Consider the following 23,590-nt stretch of genomic DNA (forward strand, 5'->3'; position numbering starts at 1 on the left):
TTCTCGTCACAAAAAGGAAAAACTCAATGCCAGAAATGATACCCCTTGGCTGGTTCCACACCATTTTGGGCGTCGGCGCCGTGGTAAGCGGCTTCTACACAGTGCTCAAATATAAAGTCATTTCGCTAGAACAGCGATCGGGCAAGTTATATGCACTCCTTACGCTAATTGTCGCGGGTACTTCGCTGGGCATTTACAATCAGGGCGGCTTCGGTATTGCCCACATCCTCGGTGTTATGACGCTGGCCGCCCTCCTCTGCGGCGTGGTTATGGAAAAAACCAAACTCTTTGGGTCGGCATCAAAATATTTTCAGGCACTGGGCTACACCAGCACGCTGCTGTTTCACATGATTCCTGCCATTACCGACTTCCTGAGACGGCTGCCTATTGGCGATCCGTTTATTGACACCCTCGAAGACCCCATGCTGAGACAATTCCATCTCGCCTTTTTACTCATATTTGTTATTGGATTGGTCGCGCAGGCCCGCTGGCTGAGTAAGTCTTCGACCTAGCAAGGACGCTGTCCACGGGGGTGCAGCACGCACGCCCCGCACAAAAACAATTCTATTAAAGCAGCGGTAAACGGTTCAGTGCCCTCGCTGGACTAGCCACCTTGCTGTGTGCGACGCTCTGGCTCCCGATCTTCCTCTGGAGCTCCCTATGCGCTTAATTCTGCCAACCCTGTTGCTGATCTTTTGGTCGATAAATGGTTCGGCAGATCATCACACTGAACCATCAAAAATCAGCGCCAATAATCTATCCGACATGGTGAAGGTTATGGCCTCTGATGAATTTCAAGGGCGAGCGCCCGGCACACCCGGTGAAGATAAAACCGTTGCCTACCTCATTGCACAAATGAAAAAAATTGGGCTAGTGCCCGGCGGCGCAGAGGGGAGCTGGACGCAAGCCGTGCCTATGATGCGCTCGGAGGTAAAGCCATCGGCAAAAATGTCCTTTTCCAGCGCGGACACCGTTTTAACTCTCGCACAAGGCACTTCAGTATCCGTCGACACTGCCACGGCCCTCACAAACATTGTCGCCACCGATATTCCCGTTGTCTTCGTGGGTTTTGGTGCTAATGCTCCGGAGCAAGACTGGGACGACTATGGCGAGATTGACTTAACCGGGAAATTGGCCATTTTCTTAGTCAACGACCCCGATTTCGCGGCAGAGCCCAAAGAGGCCGTCGCAGGCCGCTTCGGCAATCGGCGTATGACGTATTACGGACGCTGGGCCTACAAGTTTGAGGAAGCGGCTCGACGCGGAGCACTTGGTGCCCTGGTGATTCACGAAACCGAAGCTGCCGGCTACGACTGGAGTGTTGCTGCTGCAGGGGCTGGGGAAAATGTCTCACTGGCTAACAAAGATCCCAAGGCACTCCCGGTTACGCTGCAAGGCTGGCTACATAACGATGCGGCTCAAGAACTACTGGCGGCAGCGGGCCATGATCTCGACGCGCTCAGAAACACGGCACGGCAGCCCGAATTTCAGGCATTTGAGCTTGAGGGCATTCGCTTTGATGCTGATCTAGAGGTCAAGATTACTACCTTTGATAGCCAGAATGTTCTGGGGCTACTACCCGGCAATGAGCGACCCGACGAGGTCATCATAGCGTCCGCTCACTGGGACGCCTATGGTATCGGCGCCCCAGATGAGCAAGGTCGTACCGTGCGTGCCGGAGCCAATGATGACGCCCTGGGCAGCGCAGGTATCCTTGAACTGGCTCGAGTGATCAAAGCCCAGCCAGCCATGGCGCGCAGTGCTTTGTTTGCTTTCTGGACTGCGGAAGAAGCCGGGCTTGTGGGCTCAATGGCCTACGCTGCCGACCCTATTTTCCCTATCGAAAAAACCGTGGCCAACTTCACTTTAGACATTTTACAAACGGCGGGGGCGGCCAAGGATGTCATTCTCGTAGGTAAAGGCCAAAGCGACCTAGAAGATGACCTTGCTCGAGCGGCCAAAGCTGCGGGGCGCTACGTCACCGAAGAGAATTTGCCCGAAAATGGCCTTTTTTATCGAGCCGATCATTTCTCTATGGCCCGAGTGGGTGTGCCGGTTCTGTTGATGATGGGAATCGCCGGCGGCGCTGACCTTGTCGTAGGGGGGCGCGAGGCCGGCAACCAGTGGATCGCAGACTACATTGGTAACTGCTATCACAAGCCTTGCGATGCCTGGTCTCCCGACTGGGACCTGACCGGAGCAGTACAAGATATCGAGCTGTTCCGGCAACTGATTACCGAGCTGGGCGGCACTACGCGTTGGCCGGCCTGGAAGCCGGGCTCTGAATTTAAGGCAACCCGAGAACAATCGGCGTCTCTCAGGCAGTAAAGGTGGTTACCACAAAAAACCCTCGACAAAGCGAGGGTTAACATTTTGCGATTATCTTCATCTCGACGCTTTTGAAGCTAATGGCGCCGCGCTATATCAGTGAGCGCCCCGAGTGAAATCGTAGACCTAGAAATCCTTGGTAATCGCAAACCGCGCATTTAATGGTGCACCTACCGTTGCCTGATGTGTGCTGTGCGAGCTTGGGAAATAGTCGGTATCGGTCAAGTTCTCAATATTGACCTGCACCCTAAGCGTATTGGACAGTTGGTAGTACAAGGCGGCATCGATACGGGTATAGCTGGGCAGCACCGCAGAGTTACTGTTGTTGATAAAACTTTCATCCTGATAAGTCAGACCCAAACCGCCGCTCAGCTTTTGTGAAAACTGAAAGGAGTTCCAAAGCGAGAACATATTTTCAGGAAGTTCCCTAGGCCGCTTGCCCGAGGGACCCGACCGGCCAATTTGCTCGCCGTCTAAGTAAGTGTAGGCCGCCGAAATATTCCAAAAATTGGTCAAGCGCCCTTCAAACTGGATCTCTACGCCATCTGTTTCTGTCTCGATGACATCAAGGGTTGAGGGATCATTATCGGCGACCTGAGGTGAGGTTTGCTGAATCTGAAACGCGGCGGCAGTCAGACTCAAACCCGAGGTCAAATCCCACTTAAAACCAAGTTCCATATTCTCAAAGGTGTTGGGATCGAGCTGCCCTTTGCTGCCATTGATATTGGCAAACTGTTCACCACTGCGAGGTAAAAAGGATTCACTGTAACTGGCATACAGCGACATATTTTCCGCAGGCTTAAAGACTACTCCCAAACGGGGGGAAACTTCCTCATCGGTCCTAGAGCTCTCATCGCTGTTGGGCACATTGAAAACATCAATCTCAAAGTGATCGAAGCGCGCGCCCAGGACAATATCAAACTTCTCGGTAATACTGATCTCGTCCTGAATAAACGCCGAGTAAACGTCGATGGAAACACGGGTGTCGTCGTTCAAATCTACGTAAAAATCATTGGTCGTCGGCATTCCACTCGAATTCACACCGACACCTCCTAGCACCTGCAGGGGGCGATTTATAAAAAATGTTTCTTTGTCATCTGCGGTCGCAGACCAAAACGTGTTCCAGCGGTCCTGATCTGATTTAGTGTGGACGAATTCCGCCCCCGCCAAGAAGCGATGCTGCATGCCTCCTATCGTGCTTTCGTTGACCAAGTTGCCCGACAGCACGGTATTTTGTCGCTGCGTCGTGTCGACATAACCATCTAGCGTGACTTCGTTTGGCGCGCTGGCCTCGCTGTAGCCTGATGCATAAAAATTTTGATAGGACTTGTCGTAGTCACCGTGGAAGAAGGTCGCTTTACCTTTAGTCGACTCCGAAAAATTGTGCTCAACACTGGCCATCAGAATGTGGGCTTTCAGCGTCGTCACATTGACATCTTCATCACCAAACGTGATTTTTTGGAAGGCCTCTACCGGGCGACCGTCGGTGCCTGTGGGAATGCCCCGATCAATAAACTGGTCGTGGTCTACATACTCATAGGACAAATCAAGCATGGTGCTATCGTTGAGGCGCATCTTGAAAGTCGGATTGACCGCCATACGCTCTCCGTCGAAGAAATCACGATGATTCTCCAATCCCTCCAGCATGGCATTGAGTCGGAACCCGCTATCGTCGCTAATCGCCCAATTGGCATCTACCTGAACGCCGCCACCGCCAAATGTATCGGCGTAACCCGTCAGCTGAGAAAACTGCTGACCCAGCTCTGGCTTTTTCGTGACTCGATTGAGAATGCCGCCGGTTCCACCTCGACCAAACAACAGAGCATTCGGGCCCCGCAAAATCTCTAGCTGCTCTAGGTTGTACAGCGGCCGAAAATATTGCACGTCATCGCGAACACCATCGATGAAGAAATCTGCGGTAGAACGGACGCCACGAAATACGACGGCATCTCGGTGGCCCTCACCCTGGGAAACGCTGACACCGGGCATGTATTCAACAATCTCTGAAACGGCCGTATAACCGCGCGCCATAATGACATCTGAGGTAACAATACTCAGGCTTTGGGGCACATCTAAGATCGGTGTCGGCGAGCGCAATGCATTGATTTGGCTAGACTGCAGGTATTGCCCCCGCACTAACGTCTCTTCAATCGGACGTGACTCTGCATCCACATCTGCTTGGAGTGGATTTTCAGCGTGGATTGAGGCCGCGTAAGCGCCTGAAACACAAACAAGCGCCCCAACCTTCAAACTCTTAAATTGCATTACTACTACCATTAACCTTAATGAGAATCGTTATTATTAGCATTAATAGTGTAAAGTCAAGCTTTTACCTGAATTTTTCCTCCAGCGCATTGATCCCGCGCGGTTTGGGTCTTCCCGAGCAACTCTATTGCAAGGGATGGGTATTTCTCTGCTTAGCCGGCGACACTAATGCCACCGAATCGCAGGATCAGCCCGCCCTGCTCTGAATTTGCTCGGGCTTCATCCAGCAAGCATGAAAGCCCGGAGGAATGCGTGTCGGCATTTGTACCCGAGCGATGGGGCCCTGATTCAGGTCTTTGGCATCAAAAACCTGCAGTTCCTGACTGTGGGTTTTATCGTTGAAAGCAAAGACGACCACATAACCATGGTCCTCAGCGTTTTGATGATCAGCAGGTGCAAACCAAGGCTCGCTGTACCAGCAGTGATCAAGGTCATCTGACCACGCGCCCAAACGCTCTCCGGTATCGGTGTTGTATTTACAAATACCCATCCAGCGTAAAATTTTTGGATCGTGGTCTACCAGATAAGCAAACTCGCTTTTCCTTCCTGTCAGACGTGAATCGTAGCTGGGGAACTCCACATTGAAATCGGGGTCGAGACACGCCTCGCTGCACTCACCGGTTTTCAGGTTCATGCGATAACGCCATAGCCGTGCATCCATGACTAGGCGCGAAATCATTTTTGCGGTACCCACATCATTGAAGCTGCCGTCGGCATTCTTTGCCGGTTGATAGCGACAGGCAACCATGATGACCTCATCGCCCTCTTCCCAGGCGTTTATCACGTGGTAAATAAAGGCGCCTGAAAATTCAAACCAACGAATGGACGCTGCATCGCCTTTGCGTGGAATAACCCCAAGGCGACTTGCCATTGTGGAATCGAAGACAATCTTGTGTCGGCCCGCGGCTCTGGCGTCTTCATCATGAAATACCGGATGATCATGTAAAATTGAGTAATGCTCAGTAATGGCCATATCGTGGGGCAATCGGTTTCCCGGCAATTCAATAGGTACTCGATGCGTTATTTCACCTTGGGCATCGGCTACGCCGTACCACATGTAAGGCCAGTGATCTCCGTAGTCAAAGTACATGAGCTCTCCGGTAACCTCATCTACCTTGCAGTGGGCAGACATGCCGGACTCCGGTTTATCTAAATAATCATAGCGAGGACCCAGCGTTTCCAACGTAATGGGGTCAACCGCGTAAGGCACTCCAGCCAAATACCAAGTTGTCAAAGCAGCTCCTGCATGACCTATCACATCGGTGTTGGCCGAGTCTTTAATAGGCTGATCTTCCCGCCCCTTGAGCGTTTGGCGAATTCCCCAATATTCAGCACCTTGTGCTGAATCTTCACGCTGCCATGCGTCGGTTCTGACCCACTTATTTCTCACAACCAAACGGCCGTTTTCAAAATGTGCGCTGTGCAACATACCGTCGCCATCAAAGGGGTGGTATTCACCCTTGGGCTCGAAACGTGGATTGGGGCCGTTGCGCAAATAAACGCCGTTTAAATCCGCTGGAATCTCGCCAATAACCGGCAGGTCCTCATAGGTCTCTTCTTGAGTAAGCGGCGCAAACACGTCAGTAACAAAGGGACCGTATTTATGGCCAAAGGGCGCATCGGGATCTTTAATCGGCTGGTTCATTTAGCCACTCCTTGAAAACCTTTATCAAAATATTTCGGGGCCATCGTCAATAAAACCCCCGACACCACTCAATCAGCTTATCCCTGATCCACTACAAAGCTGCACACAGTTGCGCAGGAACCACCAATATTGAGGGTGGCAATTTGCTTTGCACCGTCGATCTGGACGTCTCCCGCGCGCTGCGTCACCTGCTTTGTTGCATCTAAAAGCATACGAGCACCGGTCGCACCCACGGGGTGACCGCAACCGATAAGTCCGCCGCTGGCATTAATGGGTAGACGCCCACCCAAACTAATTGAGCCGTCTTCTACAGCCCTCCATGATTCGCCGGGAGCCGTAATACCAAAATGATCAATAGCCATGTATTCGGTCATAGAAAAGCAGTCGTGGGTCTCTATGCCATCGAGTTGGTGCACTTCTGCGATCCCTGCACGGCGAAAACTATCCTCGATCGCCTCTCTCACATGAGGAAATACAAAGGTTGAATCCTTGCTGCGCTCAACTTTGTCTCGATATCTGATGCCAGCGTTGCGATGACCCCAGCCCTTTATCCGCGCGACTGAGCCCGTCTGTTTGCGCGTTTTTCGATATTGTGCGGCAAATTTCTCAGAGGCCAACACGATGGCACAGGCGCCATCGGTTATCTGGCCGCAGTGCAAACGCCGAACACCCGGCTCAATCACGGGATTCAGCGTATCGTCTTCGTGAAAACTATTTTCAGCGAACTGCCACTGTCGCGTTTGAGCCAAAGGATTACGTTTGGCATGGCCATAATTGATCTCAGCTATTTGGTTGAGAACCTGCCGGTCTAGCCCGTAACGCTGGTCATACTCATCAGCCAGCAAGCCAAAAACCGCTGGCCACATAAATTTACAGTCAATGTCTTCCCGGTCGCGCCATGCCGCTGAATTTTGATTTTGTGAAGCTTGATCGCCGGGCAAATTTTTGAATTCTTCGGCACCCAGCACCAAAACGCAGTCGTAACGACCCGCCTCGATTTCCGCCATTGCAGTAAGCACCGCCAGGGAAGAGGATGCACAAGCCCCCTCATGGCGCATTGCAGGTATACCCCACAGCTCTGGCACCACCTGAGCAACCATGGCACCTAAGTGTCCTTGTTGACGCTGAGCCTCGGCGAAAGCGTTGCCAACATGAATGGACTCGATAGCGGAGGCCGGAAGATCGCAGTCTTCCAAAGCCCCCAAACAGGACTCTCTAATCATGTCCGAAATATCCAAACCCTCCCGGGACCACACCCGAGAAAAATCTGTTTGGACACCCCCAAGAATGTAAACCGACTGTGTCATTAGTTGACGGCTCCTATGTGCCCCTTCGAACGGGACTGTGACCCCTGACGCGCGCACAAAGACAAAGCTACGCCCTCTACGCATTGCTCAGAATATACACTTGCACAATAAGACTGACTAGGGCCTAACAGAGGAGTCTGCCCAAATACGGCACCTAAAGTTTACATAGGCAGCCCGTGTGCTGGTGGGCCTGAAGATTCACCCAGCAGGGAACCCGGTTCGAATAACACTGGATTGGCCCCCGGGCCATCTAAAGTGTTTAGCAGCGGCACCCTCATCACTTGCGCCAGCACTACTACTTCAGACGCTCAACCAATATCGCAGTGCCAGACCCAGCCGCACCACTGGTTGCCACCAGACCCAAGGTCAAATCACGACGATCCATCTCATCCAGCAACATACCCATCATGATAGATCCAGTGGCCCCAAGAGGATGGCCCATGGCAATAACCCCTCCGTTCACGTTGAGTTTTTCTAACGGTATGCCTAGGTCAGCCCGCACCTTCAATACGGTGGCCGCAAACGCCTCGTGAATTTCAAATAAATCGATATCGTCAATCGAGAGTTTTTGGGATTTGAGCAACTTTTCCGTTGCCGCGACACAACCCGTGAGAACTTGAAGTGGGTCGTCGCTGGCATTAACCATCGCTCGAATCACTGCACGGGGTCTGGCCTGTATTTTTTCACCGAGGCTTGCCGCTCCAACCAAAACCAATGCAGCGGCATCTGCCATAGCCGGAGAATTGCCTGCTGTGTGGACGTGAGAAATAGCCCCTAGATGACCATACTCTGCCAGTTGGAGAGCATCTGCGCCGGCTTTACCGACACCCTCAAAACTTGCAGGGAGCTTTCCCAATGATTCTAAGGTGATCTCGCCACGTATACATTCATCCTGATAAAGGGTCCGCGCCTTCACCGGGTTATCAATAGGAATAATGGAAGTAAAAAAACCTGAATCTCGAGCCAGTGCCGCCCGCTGCTGACTCATCAGGGCCACTTCATCGACATCCTGCCGAGAAGCTCCGTACAGAGAGGCAATGAGGTCAGCACCGCTGCCCATGAGCAGAATCCGTGCTGACAGGGCGACTTCGGGATCCTGAAAAATGGCGGCCTGGTCGCTCATCATTGGAATTCGCGACATCATCTCAATGCCACCCGCAACCGCCACCTCCTCCTGACCGGCGTTCACCTTCAAGGCGGCAATGTTGATCGCATCAAGTCCTGACGAGCAAAACCGCGTTAGGGTTAAACCGGAAACCTGACTCGGCCAGCCAGCATATAGCGCCGAACTTTTGGCAATGTTGCCGGCCTGCTCTCCATACTGAGTGACACAGCCCAGCACGACTTCACCCACTAGCTCGGCAGTTAAGCCGGTACGATGGCAAAGTGCGTCATAGAGTGGGGCCAGCAGTTCAAACGGCGATAAATCATGCAACCCGCCATCGGGTTTTGCCTTGCCCCGGGGGCTGCGTATGGCATCGTAGATATACGCCTCAACCACAACAGCTTCCTCCTTTAGTTCCGACGACTACACCATGCAGTCACTGGCTTTAATCATAGAACTTTGCCTCATTAGGGTCTATTGCAGGCAGTGGACGGCTAGGTGTCAGACCGCTCCCGCCGGATGATGTTTTAGCCGCATCGCAAGCACTATTCGTTGATCTGAGGGTATCACTAGGACGTGTGCAAGCAGTCTTTGTTGGGTGCGGCAGTTGTATTGTCGGAAAGGCAGCATCGACAGCCAAGGTTTTGCCGCTAATGAATAGACGACAAAAGTGTCACACAATGAACTACCCCCCCGGGGCACAACAGAGTCCAAGATGCATAGCCTTGGTGACGCACAAACTCTATGACTTTAGCTAGTGACGGAGAAGGGTTTCAATACCCACCAAGCCTGCTAAAAATTGGGAAAGGCCCCAAGAAGGGAAGGTTAAAAGTGATACCTCATAAAAAGGCTTACGGGTTTGCTAACGGCTGGAACGCAGACACTCAATTGGGCAATGGCCGATTATTTATTAGATTAAAAGAACCTTTGGGGTGCTAGCACCGCCTCCTCCATATTAGAATGGCAAGCGTTATGGTCTCAACGGAGTGTCAGTTTGGAGCTAGATCGACCTTTCCTACAACTCCCCTATACCTTTGATGCCTCAGCCTTGCATGACGAGGTGGCGGCACTGGAGGGTGAGTCATGGCTGCCACACCCTTCGGGGCTTGAGGGTAATAGCGCCGTGCCCCTTGTGTCGATTAACGGTGTTGCCAAAGACGGTTTTGATGGGGCAATGGCCCCCACCCCTTGGCTGCTACAGTCCCCTTATATGCTTCAGGTCGTCGCCAGCTTCAAGGAGGTGGTAGCGCGAAGCCGGCTGATGCGACTTGCGCCGGGAGCCGTAGTTCAGGAACACGTCGATTTTAACTACCACTGGTATAGCCGGGTCAGAATTCATGTGCCCATTGTGACCGACCCCGCCGTTCGTTTTTTTTGCGGGCCTGAGGAAGTTCACATGGCAGCCGGTGAAAGCTGGCTGTTTGATTCGTGGCAAAGGCACCGGGTGATCAACAATAGCTCCCAAGATCGAATCCATCTCGTTATCGACATCGCGGGGTCTGCGAATTTTTGGCGAGAAGTTCGTCAGTTGCAGCGTGGCAAGGCGGCTGTGCCCGCTCAGGCCATCGCCTTCGACTCTGGAGAGCAACCCCAACTGGTTACCGAACAATTTCCCTGCGCACCGATTATGGCGCCGGGGGAAATGTCGGCGATCGTGGCTGAGCTCATGGCTGACTGTACGGCCAACGCAGACAACGATCGAGAAATACTCGAGTACTACCATGACCTGCTATTCGATTTAGTCCACGATTGGCGGCAACAGTGGTCTTTGTATGGCTTTGCGCCCGAAGGTATCACCGGCTTTCAAAAACTTTTAGCGAGAACGCGATCTGCGTTAAAACAAGGCCCAAGGGTCTTGGTCACTAGCTCCAACAATGTTGGCATCAACCCCGTCATAATGCAGCGCATTCTGGGTGCCGCTTTACAGCCACATCGAGCTGAGGAGTTTGCTACGGGTCGTAGTTAAAGGCCTCAAAATCATCGGCATACATCTGTAGCAAGGCTTGCCTAAGGTCATCATCCAGCACTTCGGTATAAGTCTTGTGCTCGGAGCTATTTTTAAGGGACAGGGTCTCTGTGGGAATCGAGAGCACGCTACAAATATGATCGCAGTCACGCTGCAGCGATTCGTAGCGGCCCACAAAGTCCATAGCAACGGCGTTTGATAGCCCGTCTATTAATAGCGAAGTTTGCGACGCCACGAGCACTCGCTTGCGAAATTGGGGCCGAGTCAGTGCTCGCTTCATCCACACAGTGGGGTCTTGTCGATAGGTTGGATCAGACCGCCCAAGGAAAGCACAAACTGACACAAACCGATCGTAGGGATGGCGAACGAAGGCAAATTTAAATTGGCGGCCTAGCTGTTCTTCAGGCACGACTTTCGCGAGCTGCCGGTACGCCACGTGCCCATGATTCACCGCGGCAATTTCTGGCAGGGGGGCGAGCTGTTGGCCATATCGCATCTGTTGCTCCCAATCGCCCGCGCCAAGATGGGGCCGAAGCAACTCGCGCACCGCGTGGGTGCCCGTCTTTGGCACTGCAAAAAAAACAAACTGCCGACTTGAAGAAAAAATCATTCGTTAAGAGTGACGCCGTAGGTTGCCCGTAGCTCGCTGCCCAAGGCCTGTTTAAGCGGGTCCAAATGCTGCTCAAAATTTCGCCATTGGTCCAGCCCGGACCGATAAATTGGCTGTCGCACCTGCTCCGCACTCGGCGTCCTAATGGTTCGCTCGGTTTTGTGGAAGTCTAGGCAAGCGTCTTCGAAAGGCAAGCCGCAGAAATCAAGCATTCGACGCACCTCCTCTTCGAGGTTGTCGACAACATTCTCATGATGAACCCTTAAAACGAAGCCTGGCAGCACCTCGTCCCAGTGATCCATGAGCCGTGTGTATTGCTTGTAATAGCTGCCAATCTCATCCAGGCCATAGGAAAACTCTTGCCCTTCCCCCCACAGCTGCTTAAAACCACTAAAGCAACAGGACATGGGGTGGCGCCTAGCGTCGATGACTTTGGCATTGGGAAGTATCAGTTTAATGAGGCCAATATGAAAAAAGTTATTGGGCATCTTGTCGATAAACAACGGAGCGTCGCCGCGATAAACACGGGTCTGCTCAATAAATTGCTGACCAAATTTTTCAAATAATGAGGTGTCTAGCTCCGACAGTATTTTGGGGTAACGCGGATCCTCTTGACCTGCCTCATCGCGACCACGCAGCCGCTTGGCAAGGTCGAGAACGTTATGGAGCTCCATCGTGCCATCTACCTGGGAGTGCGAGGCAAGAATCTGCTCAAGGAGCGTTGACCCTGCTCGAGGCAGTCCAACAATAAAAATGGGGTCCTTAGCCGCTACACCCACATCCCCTACCTGCTCAAATAACGCTTTCGTGCACACCTCTATTTGCGCCTCAATACGCTTTGACAGCTGTTTTGCATTGAAGTGCGTGGTTGGTAATTTCAGAGCATTGCCCCGAGCGTAAAACTCGAAAGCCGCATCAAATTGGTGTTTGTCCTCCAAGGCCTTACCCAAAGCAAAACAAATCTGAATCCGATCGACGCTCCCGATAGTGGCGTCTTGCTCCAAATCTTTCATTTGCAGAATTTGGTCGTCATCAAACTTGTAGGACTTTGTATTGGCAAGGCTCCAGTAGGCGTCTCCATGATCGGGTTTTATCGCCGCACTGGCTTTAAACGCATTGATCGCCGAGGCCCTATCACCGCTAGCGTTATAAATATGGCCCTGACTGATAGGGATTTGGTGATCGGTGGGGTGTACCTGCTGCAGTTTTTCGTACAACACACCAGCTTCGTCAGTTTGGCCCACTGCAAAGCAAGCCGCAGCGTATGCCTTGGCAATTTGATCATCGTCGTGGGGCTGCTGGGCTCGAAGCTCTCCCGCCAGCTCATAAGCTGAGTGGAAGCGCTGACGACGCATCATTACGTGAAATAGCTGAATGGACGCCGCTAAGTTCTCAGGCTCTAGCTCATGCAATGTCTCAAGTAAGAACTGAGCTTCATCCAATATATTTTTTCGAGTCAACACCTCAGAGAGCAAACGCATGCCCTCTGTGTGAGTCTTATTGTCTCTTAAAAAATATTTACACAAGCGCTCTGCGTCATTGAGCAAATCCTGAGCCAGATAACTCATAACGGTTCTGAGTTCTTGCGGCAGCGACTTTAGAAAGGCAATTTGCTGGTCGGCCCCATCACGTTTTTCAGGGGCAAAACGCGCATAAAGCGGAATGAGCAACTCCCAACATGTCATCAAGGACCCGTCCAAAGCCACAGCCCTTTCGGCCGCCTCGAGGGCCTGCTCGGGTAAATTCAGGCTAAGTGAATTAACAGCGACCTCTTGGTGGGCTCTCGCCATTGCTGGGAAGTTGGCCGTCAGATCAGACAAGCTCGCCATCGCACGGGCAGGATCGCCAGCAAGGCGATAGCGCAAGGCACTCAGGTAGGCCAGATTAGGATCGCCTGAAAACTCTGGTAACAGCTTGTCTATCATGTCGCCCGCAGCAGGTAGGTCACCGCTGGCGAGTTTTCTTTGAATATCTTCAAGTGATTGCTGTGGTGCAGTAGTACTGGTCATCAAATTATGTCCCAAAAAAAAGGCGATCAGATGATCGCCCTTTGATCTCAGATGCTGGCTTCCTCAGAAGGAATAACCGAACCGCAAGCCCATGGTTCGTGGACGCATCATACTGGACTCCGGCGTAAATTTACCGGCTGTTTGCACCACGTAGCCCTCTTCTGAGGTCAGGTTGTTAACAAACACTTCAGCTGTCCAGTTATCACGAGCATAGCCTAAGCCCATATTCAGGGTTGTGGCCGCTTCGTTCACGTAGCGTGAGTTTGAGGGCACGCTACCGTTAGAAGTGGCGACGGTACCGAAGGTTCCACCTTCATCCTGAATAGCCACGCCGGGATCATTTCCGTAAGCGAGCTGGTGAGTGTCAGTCATGAACTCAGCGCTGCCCACGATACCGGTCACACTTTCACCGCGATAGACCAGAGCTGCATTCACCCAAGCGTTACCCTTCATGAAATCGAAGTCATATCGAGCGCGGATGTTGCCTGAGAAACTGGGTGCCAGAGGCAGCTCAGATCCCTGAGGCACACTTACTCCCTGTAGCTGCTGGTTAATGCGTGTCAGCTCGGTGTCGAGGAAACTCGCAGCACCGCTCAGAGTCAGCCTACCCGTTGCCGCCCACATGAAATCGATATCTAAACCCCGCGTCTCAGCATCACCTACGTTCTCAAGGAATACGAGGAAGGCAACGTTCGATGGGTCGAATCGCGCCACCTGTAAGTCGGTGATTTCGGTGCTGTAGAGACTGGCGTTGAGTCGCAGAGTATTATCGAAAAGCTCCGATTTAATACCTAGCTCCATGTTCTCCAGTTCATCTGTCGTCGCGACAGCGGGTACCACATAGCCCTCGTAAATTCCCGACTGATTACTTGCCAATTGACCGGCGTTGCGGTTTTGGGCTGCGGGTCGATAGCCTTCTGAATACACACCGTAGAGCATGATGTTGTCATTAATTCTCCAATCTAGGGAGAACCTGATGATGGTGTCGTCTTCTTCGGTAACACCCTCGTTGTTGATGCTAGAGATATCAAGACGGCCCTCTTTAATCGCCTGAAGGGTTGCCGCGTTGTTACCACCGCCTCTGAACATTTCTTTCGCCGAACCGCCGTAAGTTGCTGCCGCGCCAGGATAGTTGAGCAGCGCTAAGAACTGGTCGTCGGTCATGTTGCCGTTGTTGTAGGCACCAAGGGCAGTAAATCGATCGGTGGGGCTGTTACTAAAGCGGTGACTGTTACAGAAACCATCTGCTGCACCGCCGCCGCCATTACCGCCGTAGCGGCATCCGAATGAGAAGTTGGAAGCGCCCGTCAACTGGGTCTCAAGATCGTACTTTCTAGCGCCAATCGTTGCGGTCAGGTTATCGGTAATATCGAAGGCTAACTGGCCAAAAAAGGCAATTTCTTCTTCGGTTCGAGTGTAATCGTTGTAGAAGGTCGTTAAGGGTCCAGCAGGCCCAATTTGATTGGTTCCAGCGACTCCAGGAATCGTCTCGTTCGCCAGATCATAAGGTGATTGGGCCGCAGCACCATAGTAATTCACCTGAAAATCGCTAAAGGCGTCTCCTGTTGAGTAATACTGGAACTCACCCAATGTCTTGGTTTCTACATCGCTGAAGTAAACTCCAGCCATAACACGCCACCGTCGATCGGGATCAGTGCTGATGCGCAGCTCGTGGGTGGTGCGCTCGTTGCTGGTTTTGTCTCGGTATGCCTTTCTTGGATCGAAACAGGTGTTTTGGTTGTTGGGTCCCGGTGCGGCATAAATGTTACCGCTACACAGGTAGTAAGTAATGTATCCGCCACCATTGTTGTAGTGGGTGTAATCAATCAGAGAGTCGATTTCTCTGTCGAGGTAACCACCGGCATAAACAATATCGAGACCAGCAATGCGCCCTTCGATAGTCAGAGTCGTCAAATCAAATTCATCAACGTTGCTCTCTGGTTGAAATTTGGCCGATTTATCATCGCCCAAGCTTGGGTCGATTAGAAACGATCCTTCGACGTCGAGCTTTTGCGACGAGTGCTGTACCAGCGCGCTCCAGTCGTCAGAGATGTCCCACTTTACGCCGACTCGGTAGCCTGTGTAGGTCGCCTCGTTCCAATCTTCTTTCACTTCGTCGGTATTGCTGACGCTGTTGACCACCGTGTCAGGGAAATTTCTGAAGTAAGGTCCATAGCCGATCGAGTTACGGTCAATAACCGGGCCTGACGGCGTAAAGGTAGACGGGGTGTTGTCGATCCATCCACCCTGACGGTTGTTATAGCCGACAGCTCGAATGGCCAGGCTGTCACCGATTGGAATATTGATCATGCCTTCGATGTTGCTGCTGTTGTCGCCACCATGAGTCGATGACATGCCCACATCTACCCGGCCTTGCATCTCACCCATTACGGGCTTATTGGTGATCATCCGCATGTTGCCGGCCTGAGAGCTGGCACCAAATAACGTTCCCTGGGGCCCAGCAAGCACTTCGATGCGCTCAAGGTCAGAGGCATAAACATCGAGGTTACGTCCACCAAAAGAAACGGGGGTCTCATCTAAATACAGTGCTACACCGGGAGCTGATCCCTGTGCTGATGACACAGTGACCGAGCCTTGCTCGGTTGCTGAGCCGCGAATGTAAATTTCTCTCATGCCCGGCGCGTTACCGGCGTCGATGACATTGGGCAGAAAGTCTACGTATTCGTCAAAAGTCATAATGCCCTGAGAACGCATTGAGTCGCCTGAGAGGGCGTTCACAGAAATTGGGACATCCTGCAGACTCTCAGCTTGCTTTGTCGCTGTAACGACGACTTCCTCTAGCTGAGCGAAAGCGGGACTTGAGACCATGGGAAGAAGTACAAAACCGAGTGCTGCGGCTAGCGGCGTGCGTTGGAAACCTGATGAATCAGACATACGAGCTACCTTTTTTAATGAGTAAAATTCAACTTTTGAGAGCTAAAGCCAATTTTTTATTGTTGGTTGAAAAAAGCGTACCTTTTCTGTGCGCTGCGTGCAAACGGCGAATTTCTTTAACTTGCCCGGGAAAAAGGGTGTAGCGGCCCGCGTCAGCAGCCGCATTAATTGGATATTTGTGCGAGGCCTCGAACACCCGGAGGTCAAAAATAGCAGCGGCCTATTCTAGCCATCACTCATTCGAATAGACCCGTTGCCCATCAATAAACGTTTGTTCTACTTGCACTGTGCTAATGCGCTGCGGCGGAATCGCAAACAGATCCTCCGAGAGAATGACTATGTCAGCCCGCTTGCCAGCCGTCAGACTGCCCGTCACCGCCTCTTGGTGCATCGACCAAGCCGCATTAATGGTATAGGCCCTGAGCATTGTGTCGAGGCCCACGCGCTCTGATCGATTCAGAACATCTAGCTGGAGGAGTTCCTCGGTGGTCAGCGCGTCGTTTTTTATCCAGTCCTGTCGCAAAATGGCGACTTCGATGGCATTTAATGGGTTGAGAGAGCTCACATTCCAATCACTGCCACCCACAATCGTTGCTCCTGATTCAACAACACTCGCTATCGGATACATCCGGTGCACGCGATCCAAACCGACAACTGGCAAGTTGAGATTGATGATCCACTCGTCGGGGAGTGCCCACAGCGCTTGAAAATTGGCCGCCACATTGAGTTCGGCAAAACGACCTTGGTCGTCAGGGTGAATTAACTGCATGTGGGAAATCTGGTGGCGCAGGTCTTTCGGCCCATGCGTTTGCTGAGCGAACTCAAAAGCATCCAATATGGCGCGCACACCTCCATCGCCCAGCGCATGGGTGTAAACCTGTACATCTTTGCTGACCAAATCAGAGACGATTTGGTTCAGCTCGTCTTGAGGGTACGTCAGCTCGCCAAGATACCCGGGCTTATTGAGATAAGGCGCGAGCAGAACTGCTGTTTCCCCCTCTAAAACTCCATCAATGAATAGCTTTACCGCCCCCAACTTGAAACGATCCGTGCTCAGCGCTTCCCGTTCATTTAAGTTGGATTCGTAAACCGCTGTCGTGTCGGTGGTAAATAGATCGCCGTGGCCATAAGCCAACGCCCCCCTTACTCGGAGTGTCAGCTGATCTTCTGCCTCGAGAGCGCGATACGCAGCCACATCGCTGGCGCTTACCCAAGCGTCAAAGGCGCTGGTAATACCAAATTGATTAATGGCCTTTATCGCAGCGCGCATCGTCTCAATACGATCTTGCTCGGTCATCGTCGGGACGTATCGCTCTAACAAATCCATTGCCGACTCGCGAAAGGTGCCGCTAGGTACACCTAGCTCATCGCGCTCAATAATACCTGCCGGTGGGTCTTCGGTTTCAACGGAGATTTGAGCCATCGCCAGCCCTAAAGTATTGGCAGAGACCGAATGTCCATCGGACGCCCTGAGGAGCATGGGCACGCGATCAGTAACGCCATCTAACCAGCTCAGCTCGGGCCCAGACTGACCAAAAAAACCCAGATTTAGGCCCTCAGCAACCAGCCACTGCTGCTGTCGTTTTTCAAGGCATAAACTGAGAATCGCCTCAACCGCTTGAAGATCGGGAGCCTCTGCAAGATCACAGCCTAATAAACTGCGCCCACCCATGAAGGTATGCAGATGTGCATCGTGAAATCCGGGCATTACCATTTTGCCCTCTGTATCTATCGTTCGGGTAGACGGTTTGCGGTAAGCCTCAGCCTCTTTTCTAGAGCCAACAAAAACAATCGTGTCGTCGGAAACGACCAGCGCCTCAGCACTTAGCTTGCTGGCGTCAGCGGTATAAATATGCCCGCCAACAAACATCAAATCAGCAGCCTCGGTTAGGGCCGTCGTGCCGATAAACAGCGCACAAGAAAGTAAACCTTTACCGGTGAACGCCCTCAACCACAGCATCCAGTTTGTTGTTGTTTGCCATCGCATCGCTCGCACTCCTCATTAAAACCGGTCAATCAATACATTGAATAGGACGCACAACCCTCTACCAGTAGCCAGTAGCCAGTAGCCACCGAATCAGGCGTAGAGAAAAGGAACAGCAATCTATGTACCCACGCAAAAACGATCTAGGGTGAAATTTCAATGGCCAGCTGATCTTCCTCGACAGCATCGCCTTCGGCAATGTGTGTGGCAATCACCTCACCTGCAACGGGTGCTGGGTAAGGGACCTCCATCTTCATCACCTCTAAAATAAATAAGGTATCGCCTTGGGCCACATGATCTCCGGGCTGCACCAGCATCTTCCAGACCGAACCCCCGGTTTCTAGCTCAACTTTTGTCATGACAATATTCCTCAACAATGGCTATGGCCTGATAGAAAAAGCCGTTGGACCCAATAGTGATGGCAGCAGCGGCTGGACCCGATCTAGCCAGCGACACAGTTCGGGGCGCGTCTGACGCGGATCGATGAGGTCGTGGACGCCCAAAGCTTCAGCTCTGGGGAAGGGCGACTGCTTAGCTGCTAGCTGCTCCTCGAGCTCCCGTCGCCGCGCATCCGGATCAGGCGCCGCCTCAATCTCTCGCCGAAACGCCACCGCTACGCCTCCCTCAACCGGCAGCGGCCCACTCTCTGCCGAGGGCCAGGCAATGACATAACCATCAGGTCCATAGTGAGCAGCCTGAGCAACACCAAAGGATCGTCGAATCATGACCGAGATCCAAGGCACCGTCGTTAAAGCTGCTGTCAGCACGGCCGAGGCGCCATGGCGAATAGTCGCCTCACGCTCTGCCTGACTGCCTATCATGAAACCGGGTTCGTCAACGAGACTCACAATGGGGAAGCTGAAGGTTTCACAAAGCTCCATGAAACGTCTTGCTTTGTGGGCACCATCGGCCGTCATAGAGCCAGCAAGGAACTTGCCATCGTTTGCCCAAACACCCACGGTTTGACCATTAAGGCGTGCAAGCCCCGTGATTTGCGATCGACCATAACCGCGACCCATTTCAAAGAAGCTGTCCCGATCAACAACCGATGCAATGACCGAGCGCATCTCAAAAGCTTGCCTGCGATTGCGGGGTACAATTTCTAAGAGATGCTCATCGCATCGGTCAACAGGATCGTCACAGTCAATGACCGGGGCCAGCTGATAAATATTGTCGGGCATGTACGAGAGAAAGCGCCGAATCTCGGCGATGCACGCCCCTTCATCCTCGGCCCCGTTATCAACGGTGCCATTTTTCGTATGTACCTTCCAACCTCCCAGCTCATCCTTGCTTTTTTGTTCCCCCATGGCCCGCGCCACCACCGCAGGCCCAGCCGTCAAAATCTGCGCTGTGCTTTTGGACATGACTGAAAAATGCGAAGCCACAAGACGACCAGCAGGTAGCCCCGCGACTGCCCCCAGAGCTGCGCTGGCCACTGGCACGGTCGCCATAGCCTGCGCTACTGAACGAAACCGCGCCGGCGCATTAACTGGCCCAGGCAAGCTAGGGCCTTTTCCACCGGTCCCCCCAACGCTTCCTCCTGAACCCTCATGCAATCGCACAAGCGGCAGCCGGTATTGCACCGCCAATTCCTCTGCATAGACGCTCTTTCTAAGCCCTGCTGCGGAGGGCGAGCCTCCTCGCAGCGTAAAATCCTCACCACCTACCACGATTCTGCGCCCGTTCACTTTGCCAAAGCCCAGCACAAAGTTGGCAGGGTCCATCCCGGTCAGCACGCCGTTTTCGTCGTAGTGCGGAGTACCCGCCGCTGGCCCAACTTCCTCGAGGCTTCCCGGATCTATCAGTTTTTCAATGCGCTCACGGATCGTTAGGCGGTTTTGGCTGTGCTGCTTGGCGATCGCCTCTTCCCCACCCTGACTCAGTGCCAATTCCCGCCTGCGTTCTATTTCGTCGGTTTCTAGTTTCCAGGTCATGGGTGAGCAAGTGCCTCTTCATTAACTCAGCAAAGCTTATCTCACTTAGCTGTTATGTGCTGGTTTAGAGGACCGCCGCAAGCCTGCTGATCGCAAACACCCAACAGATTCAGTAGTGACCCTGCAGCCCTAGGTGAAGCACCGCCAAACATATTGCCCTCTGATGGGTAAGCGCTACACTCCACCCTCTGCTCGGCAACAATAGATCACCCAAAGTGGACAATCCGATTCAAAAAAAATTGCGACAGCTACCCGCTGTTGGCGTCATCCTCGACTCGATGCCAGACGCAATCGCCCACTGGGGCCACGCGCAGGTTACTCAGGCAGTACGCAAGCAGCTATCGCAATTGCGACAAGAAATAAGCCTGGGAGGTTCGCCACCAATTGATCTGGAAAAAATAAAACAATCGGTTGTCGAAGGGGTGGCCTCTGCCCATGACGCCACACTTGTCTCCGTCTTTAACCTGACCGGAATTGTTCTGCACAGCAACCTAGGCCGAGCGCAACTGTGCGAATCAGCCATTCGGGCAGTCACGGACGTGGCAAGCAACGCCAGCAACCTTGAGTTCGATTTAACCAGTGGCAAACGCGGTGATCGAGAAGCCCATATCGAAACCATGATCTGCGAACAGACGGGGGCCGAGGCGGCCACCGCGGTCAATAACAACGCCGCCGCGGTGCTACTCGCACTCAACACTTTGGCCATGGGTCGAAAAGTGGCAGTGTCCCGTGGAGAGCTGGTCGAGATTGGCGGCTCTTTCCGCATCCCCGACATTATGAGCCGCGCTGGCTGCTCGCTCACCGAGGTAGGCACCACCAACCGCACTCACCTTAAAGATTATGCCGAGGGTGTTGATGCCAATACGGCGCTACTCATGAAAGTTCATACCAGTAACTATCGGATTGAGGGTTATACGAGCAACCCCACCGAATCTGAGCTGGCAAAGCTGGCCTCAGGCCTTGGCATTCCTTTTATGATTGATTTGGGCAGTGGCAACCTGCTCGATTTTGCGGCGCTTAATCTTCCCAATGAACCCACCGTCGCCGACGCCATCGGCCATGGCGCCGACCTGGTGACTTTCAGCGGTGACAAATTGCTTGGAGGGCCTCAGGCTGGGCTGATCGCTGGCCGCGAAGACCTGATAGCACAGATTAAGTCCAACCCCCTAAAGCGAGCCCTGCGTTTGGATAAGATGACGCTGGCAGCTCTGGCGGAAACACTGAAGCTTTATAACCACCCGGAAAAACTCCACGAAAACTTGCCCACTTTGCGGCTCATTACCCGGCCCACGGCAGTTATTGAAAAGCTTGCGACCTCGCTGCTACCCGCATTTAAATCGGCACTGGGACCGCAGTATTCCGTAAGTGTCGAGGAATCATTAAGCCAGATTGGCAGCGGCTCCTTGCCTGTAGAAACGCTGCCCAGCTCGGCATTAAAGATTGCGTCAATTTCTGGCGCTGACAGTGACTTGCGCGCCTTGAGCACGGCTTTTCGTCAGTTGCCCCGGCCGGTGATTGGCCGTATTCATCAGGGGGCGCTGTGGCTTGATCTGCGTTGCCTAGAGGATGATCAGAAAACCGCACTTACCCAACAGTTGAGCGGACTAGCACTTTGATCATAGCGACCGCGGGGCACGTTGATCACGGCAAGACTTCGCTCATTCGCGCACTGACCGGGGTCGAAACCGATACTCTCGCCGAAGAAGTCGAACGCGGACTGTCGATTAATTTAGGTTACGCCTTTATGTCCCAAGAGTCCGACGAGACCCTCGGGTTTATTGATGTCCCCGGCCATAGAAAATTCATAAACACCATGATTTCCGGTATCAGCGGTGTCGATATGGGGCTATTAGTTGTTGCTGCCGATGACGGCCCAATGCCCCAAACCCTTGAGCATATTGACGTACTCGAAATTTTGGGCGTAGCGCGCGTATGCGTTGTGGTCAATAAGGTCGACAGGGTTGACCCATCGCGAGTTCATGAGGTGCTGCAGCAAGTCGATGCGCTGATCCAGCCGCGCCGCTGGCCAGCACATCGATCCTTTGGGGTATCTAGCGTGTCCGGCGACGGCTTGGATGACCTCAAGGATCATTTGATCAGCACCGCAGTAGCTCATCAACGGCTGCGCAATTCAGGGGGCTTTCGTCTCTCGATAGACCGAAGCTTCAACGTTAAGGGTGTCGGGCTTGTCGTCACCGGAACCGCAAGTGCCGGTGAGGCACGAAAAGGTGACCCGCTCGAGTTGTTGCCCGGAGGACAGTCGGTTCGTATTCGACACTTGAGGGCCAACAGCCAGGAGGTTGAGCACGCATCAGCCGGCCAACGAGTCGCACTCGCCATCGCCGGTAAAGTCTCCTTAAAAGAAATAACCCGCGGGGACTGGCTGGTAGCACCCAAAGCACCGCCCCCCGCGTTGCGCCTCGACGTTGAGGTCAGTTTGCTGAGCAATGCTCCCTTCCCTCTGAAGCATATGGCGCCAGTAAAGCTTTATATCGGTGCCAAACGCTTGGCCGCACGCCTAGCTCATATCGACACACCAGAGGGCCCCTTAAAACCTGGCGAATCCTGCCTTGCGCAGCTGATACTCGAACACCCGATCAGCAGCATCTGGGGAGAGCCCTTTTTAGTTCAGGATCATGCAGAAACCCGTATTCTTGGCGGTGGCAAGGTACTCGATCCGGAAGGGCCCAAGTTTGGTAAAGCACGCCGGGCACGTCTGTGTTGGCTGCGTGCTTTGCAAACATCCGATGCACAATCTGCGCTGTTGCAATTGCTAGAAGCCCAGCTAACCGTCAACCTCTCGAGATTTTGGGCGATTCGTAACCATCGGCAGGTGCCAGAAAATGTATTTCCAATCGATGAGGTTCGCGAATTTCAACGGGACGGAACGACCTGGGCTGTTGCAGAGAAACAGTGGCAATCTGCTAGTCGATGGCTGAGGCATTACGTCGACGAATGGCACCGGGAGCAACCAAAGTCTCCAGGCGTAAAAATGACTTCCCTAGAACGAGCACTGGCGCATAGCTTTGACCTACCCCTTGGACTTGCGGTTGTGGAAGTTTTGCTGCGGTCAGGCAGTCTGGCACACAAAGAGGGGCACATCAGTCGAAAAGACTTTCAGCCAGCTAAATCTCAGCAAACGCTGGATCATTGGGAGAAACTAAAAGCGCAGTTGCAACGAGCCGGTACTGCCCTGCCGCTACTGACTGAGTTACTAGCGCAAGCACAGGTACCTGAGTCGCTTGCCAAACAGGCAATACGCCTCGGCATGGGCCGCGGTGAACTCCATGAACTTAACAATCATCGCTACGCCCTCCCGTCACAGCTCCTACATTATTACGAGCACCTCTCTTTGGCCCATGATCAAGGTGAAGCCTTATCCGTCGTTGTATTAAAAGCCAGATTTGGGACGGGCCGCAATCTGACCGTTGAGATTCTTGAGCACTTTGATCGGCTGCACCTTACTCGCCGGGAGGGTAACGTGCGTGTACTTTTGGCCCGTGCTAATGTGCAGCGAGCGCTGGGTGTTGAGCCCTGAAATA

Annotated in this window: 15 protein-coding genes; 5 read left to right on the plus strand and 10 right to left on the minus strand. The window is 53.0% G+C overall.

The annotated features are described in order from the left end of the window. The first annotated feature begins 26 nt into the window (after positions 1-26). Positions 27-512, plus strand: coding sequence for a hypothetical protein (locus tag ACMAY6_RS14075; RefSeq protein WP_435212839.1), 486 nt, complete (start codon positions 27-29; stop codon positions 510-512). A 148-nt stretch (positions 513-660) separates the two neighbouring features. Then, on the plus strand, positions 661-2,328 hold the full coding sequence (locus ACMAY6_RS14080; protein ID WP_435212841.1) for a M28 family peptidase: 1,668 nt from the start codon (positions 661-663) through the stop codon (positions 2,326-2,328). 126 nt (positions 2,329-2,454) lie between these two features. Here ACMAY6_RS14080 and ACMAY6_RS14085 read toward each other — a convergent pair whose 3' ends face one another. The 4 genes from ACMAY6_RS14085 to ACMAY6_RS14100 form a co-directional block, all read right to left on the minus strand. Continuing rightward, the gene (locus tag ACMAY6_RS14085; protein ID WP_435212842.1) at positions 2,455-4,593 is read right to left on the minus strand and encodes a TonB-dependent receptor; all 2,139 of its coding nucleotides are present in this window, start codon (positions 4,591-4,593) and stop codon (positions 2,455-2,457) included. A 187-nt stretch (positions 4,594-4,780) separates the two neighbouring features. Further along, positions 4,781-6,238, minus strand: coding sequence for a carotenoid oxygenase family protein (locus ACMAY6_RS14090; RefSeq protein ID WP_435212844.1), 1,458 nt, complete (start codon positions 6,236-6,238; stop codon positions 4,781-4,783). Positions 6,239-6,315: 77 nt separating this feature from the next. Beyond that, complete coding sequence (locus tag ACMAY6_RS14095) at positions 6,316-7,545, minus strand: acetyl-CoA acetyltransferase (protein ID WP_435212846.1); 1,230 nt, start codon at positions 7,543-7,545, stop codon at positions 6,316-6,318. 295 nt (positions 7,546-7,840) lie between these two features. Beyond that, a complete protein-coding gene (locus ACMAY6_RS14100) occupies positions 7,841-9,046 on the minus strand; it encodes an acetyl-CoA C-acyltransferase (protein WP_435212848.1) in 1,206 nt (401 codons plus the stop codon). Positions 9,047-9,644: 598 nt separating this feature from the next. Between ACMAY6_RS14100 and ACMAY6_RS14105 the strand changes: the two genes are divergently transcribed. Then, positions 9,645-10,616 carry an aspartyl/asparaginyl beta-hydroxylase domain-containing protein gene (locus ACMAY6_RS14105; protein ID WP_435212850.1) on the plus strand — a complete coding sequence of 324 codons (972 nt, stop codon included), beginning with the start codon at positions 9,645-9,647 and terminating at the stop codon, positions 10,614-10,616. Here the strand turns inward: ACMAY6_RS14105 and ACMAY6_RS14110 are convergent. The 6 genes from ACMAY6_RS14110 to ACMAY6_RS14135 all read right to left on the minus strand — a co-directional run bounded on the left by ACMAY6_RS14110 (position 10,600) and on the right by ACMAY6_RS14135 (position 20,048). Then, on the minus strand, positions 10,600-11,226 hold the full coding sequence (locus ACMAY6_RS14110; RefSeq protein WP_435212852.1) for a sulfotransferase family 2 domain-containing protein: 627 nt from the start codon (positions 11,224-11,226) through the stop codon (positions 10,600-10,602). The genes ACMAY6_RS14105 and ACMAY6_RS14110 overlap by 17 nt on opposite strands. Beyond that, the gene (locus tag ACMAY6_RS14115; RefSeq protein WP_435212854.1) at positions 11,223-13,235 is read right to left on the minus strand and encodes a tetratricopeptide repeat-containing sulfotransferase family protein; all 2,013 of its coding nucleotides are present in this window, start codon (positions 13,233-13,235) and stop codon (positions 11,223-11,225) included. Before ACMAY6_RS14115 ends, ACMAY6_RS14110 begins: the two co-directional genes overlap by 4 nt. 63 nt (positions 13,236-13,298) lie before the next feature. Beyond that, positions 13,299-16,130 (minus strand): TonB-dependent receptor, encoded by a 2,832-nt coding sequence (locus tag ACMAY6_RS14120; RefSeq protein WP_435212856.1) that lies wholly within the window; start codon positions 16,128-16,130, stop codon positions 13,299-13,301. Between the two features lie 232 nt (positions 16,131-16,362). Further along, positions 16,363-18,117 (minus strand): amidohydrolase, encoded by a 1,755-nt coding sequence (locus tag ACMAY6_RS14125; protein ID WP_435212857.1) that lies wholly within the window; start codon positions 18,115-18,117, stop codon positions 16,363-16,365. Positions 18,118-18,257: 140 nt separating this feature from the next. After that, the gene (locus ACMAY6_RS14130; protein WP_435212859.1) at positions 18,258-18,473 is read right to left on the minus strand and encodes a biotin/lipoyl-containing protein; all 216 of its coding nucleotides are present in this window, start codon (positions 18,471-18,473) and stop codon (positions 18,258-18,260) included. 21 nt (positions 18,474-18,494) lie between these two features. Continuing rightward, complete coding sequence (locus ACMAY6_RS14135; RefSeq protein ID WP_435212861.1) at positions 18,495-20,048, minus strand: acyl-CoA carboxylase subunit beta; 1,554 nt, start codon at positions 20,046-20,048, stop codon at positions 18,495-18,497. A gap of 215 nt (positions 20,049-20,263) precedes the next feature. Here ACMAY6_RS14135 and selA point away from each other — a divergent pair, with 215 nt between their 5' ends. After that, positions 20,264-21,664, plus strand: a complete 1,401-nt coding sequence (selA, locus tag ACMAY6_RS14140; RefSeq protein WP_435212863.1) for an L-seryl-tRNA(Sec) selenium transferase — start codon at positions 20,264-20,266, stop codon at positions 21,662-21,664. Beyond that, positions 21,661-23,586: a selenocysteine-specific translation elongation factor gene (gene selB, locus ACMAY6_RS14145; protein WP_435212865.1), complete on the plus strand. Its 1,926-nt coding sequence runs from the start codon at positions 21,661-21,663 to the stop codon at positions 23,584-23,586. Before selA ends, selB begins: the two co-directional genes overlap by 4 nt. Positions 23,587-23,590 lie beyond the last annotated feature (4 nt).

Origin of the sequence: Luminiphilus sp. nBUS_16 (assembly GCF_051201645.1) — a bacterium.
Taxonomy (GTDB): Bacteria; Pseudomonadota; Gammaproteobacteria; order Pseudomonadales; family Halieaceae; genus Luminiphilus.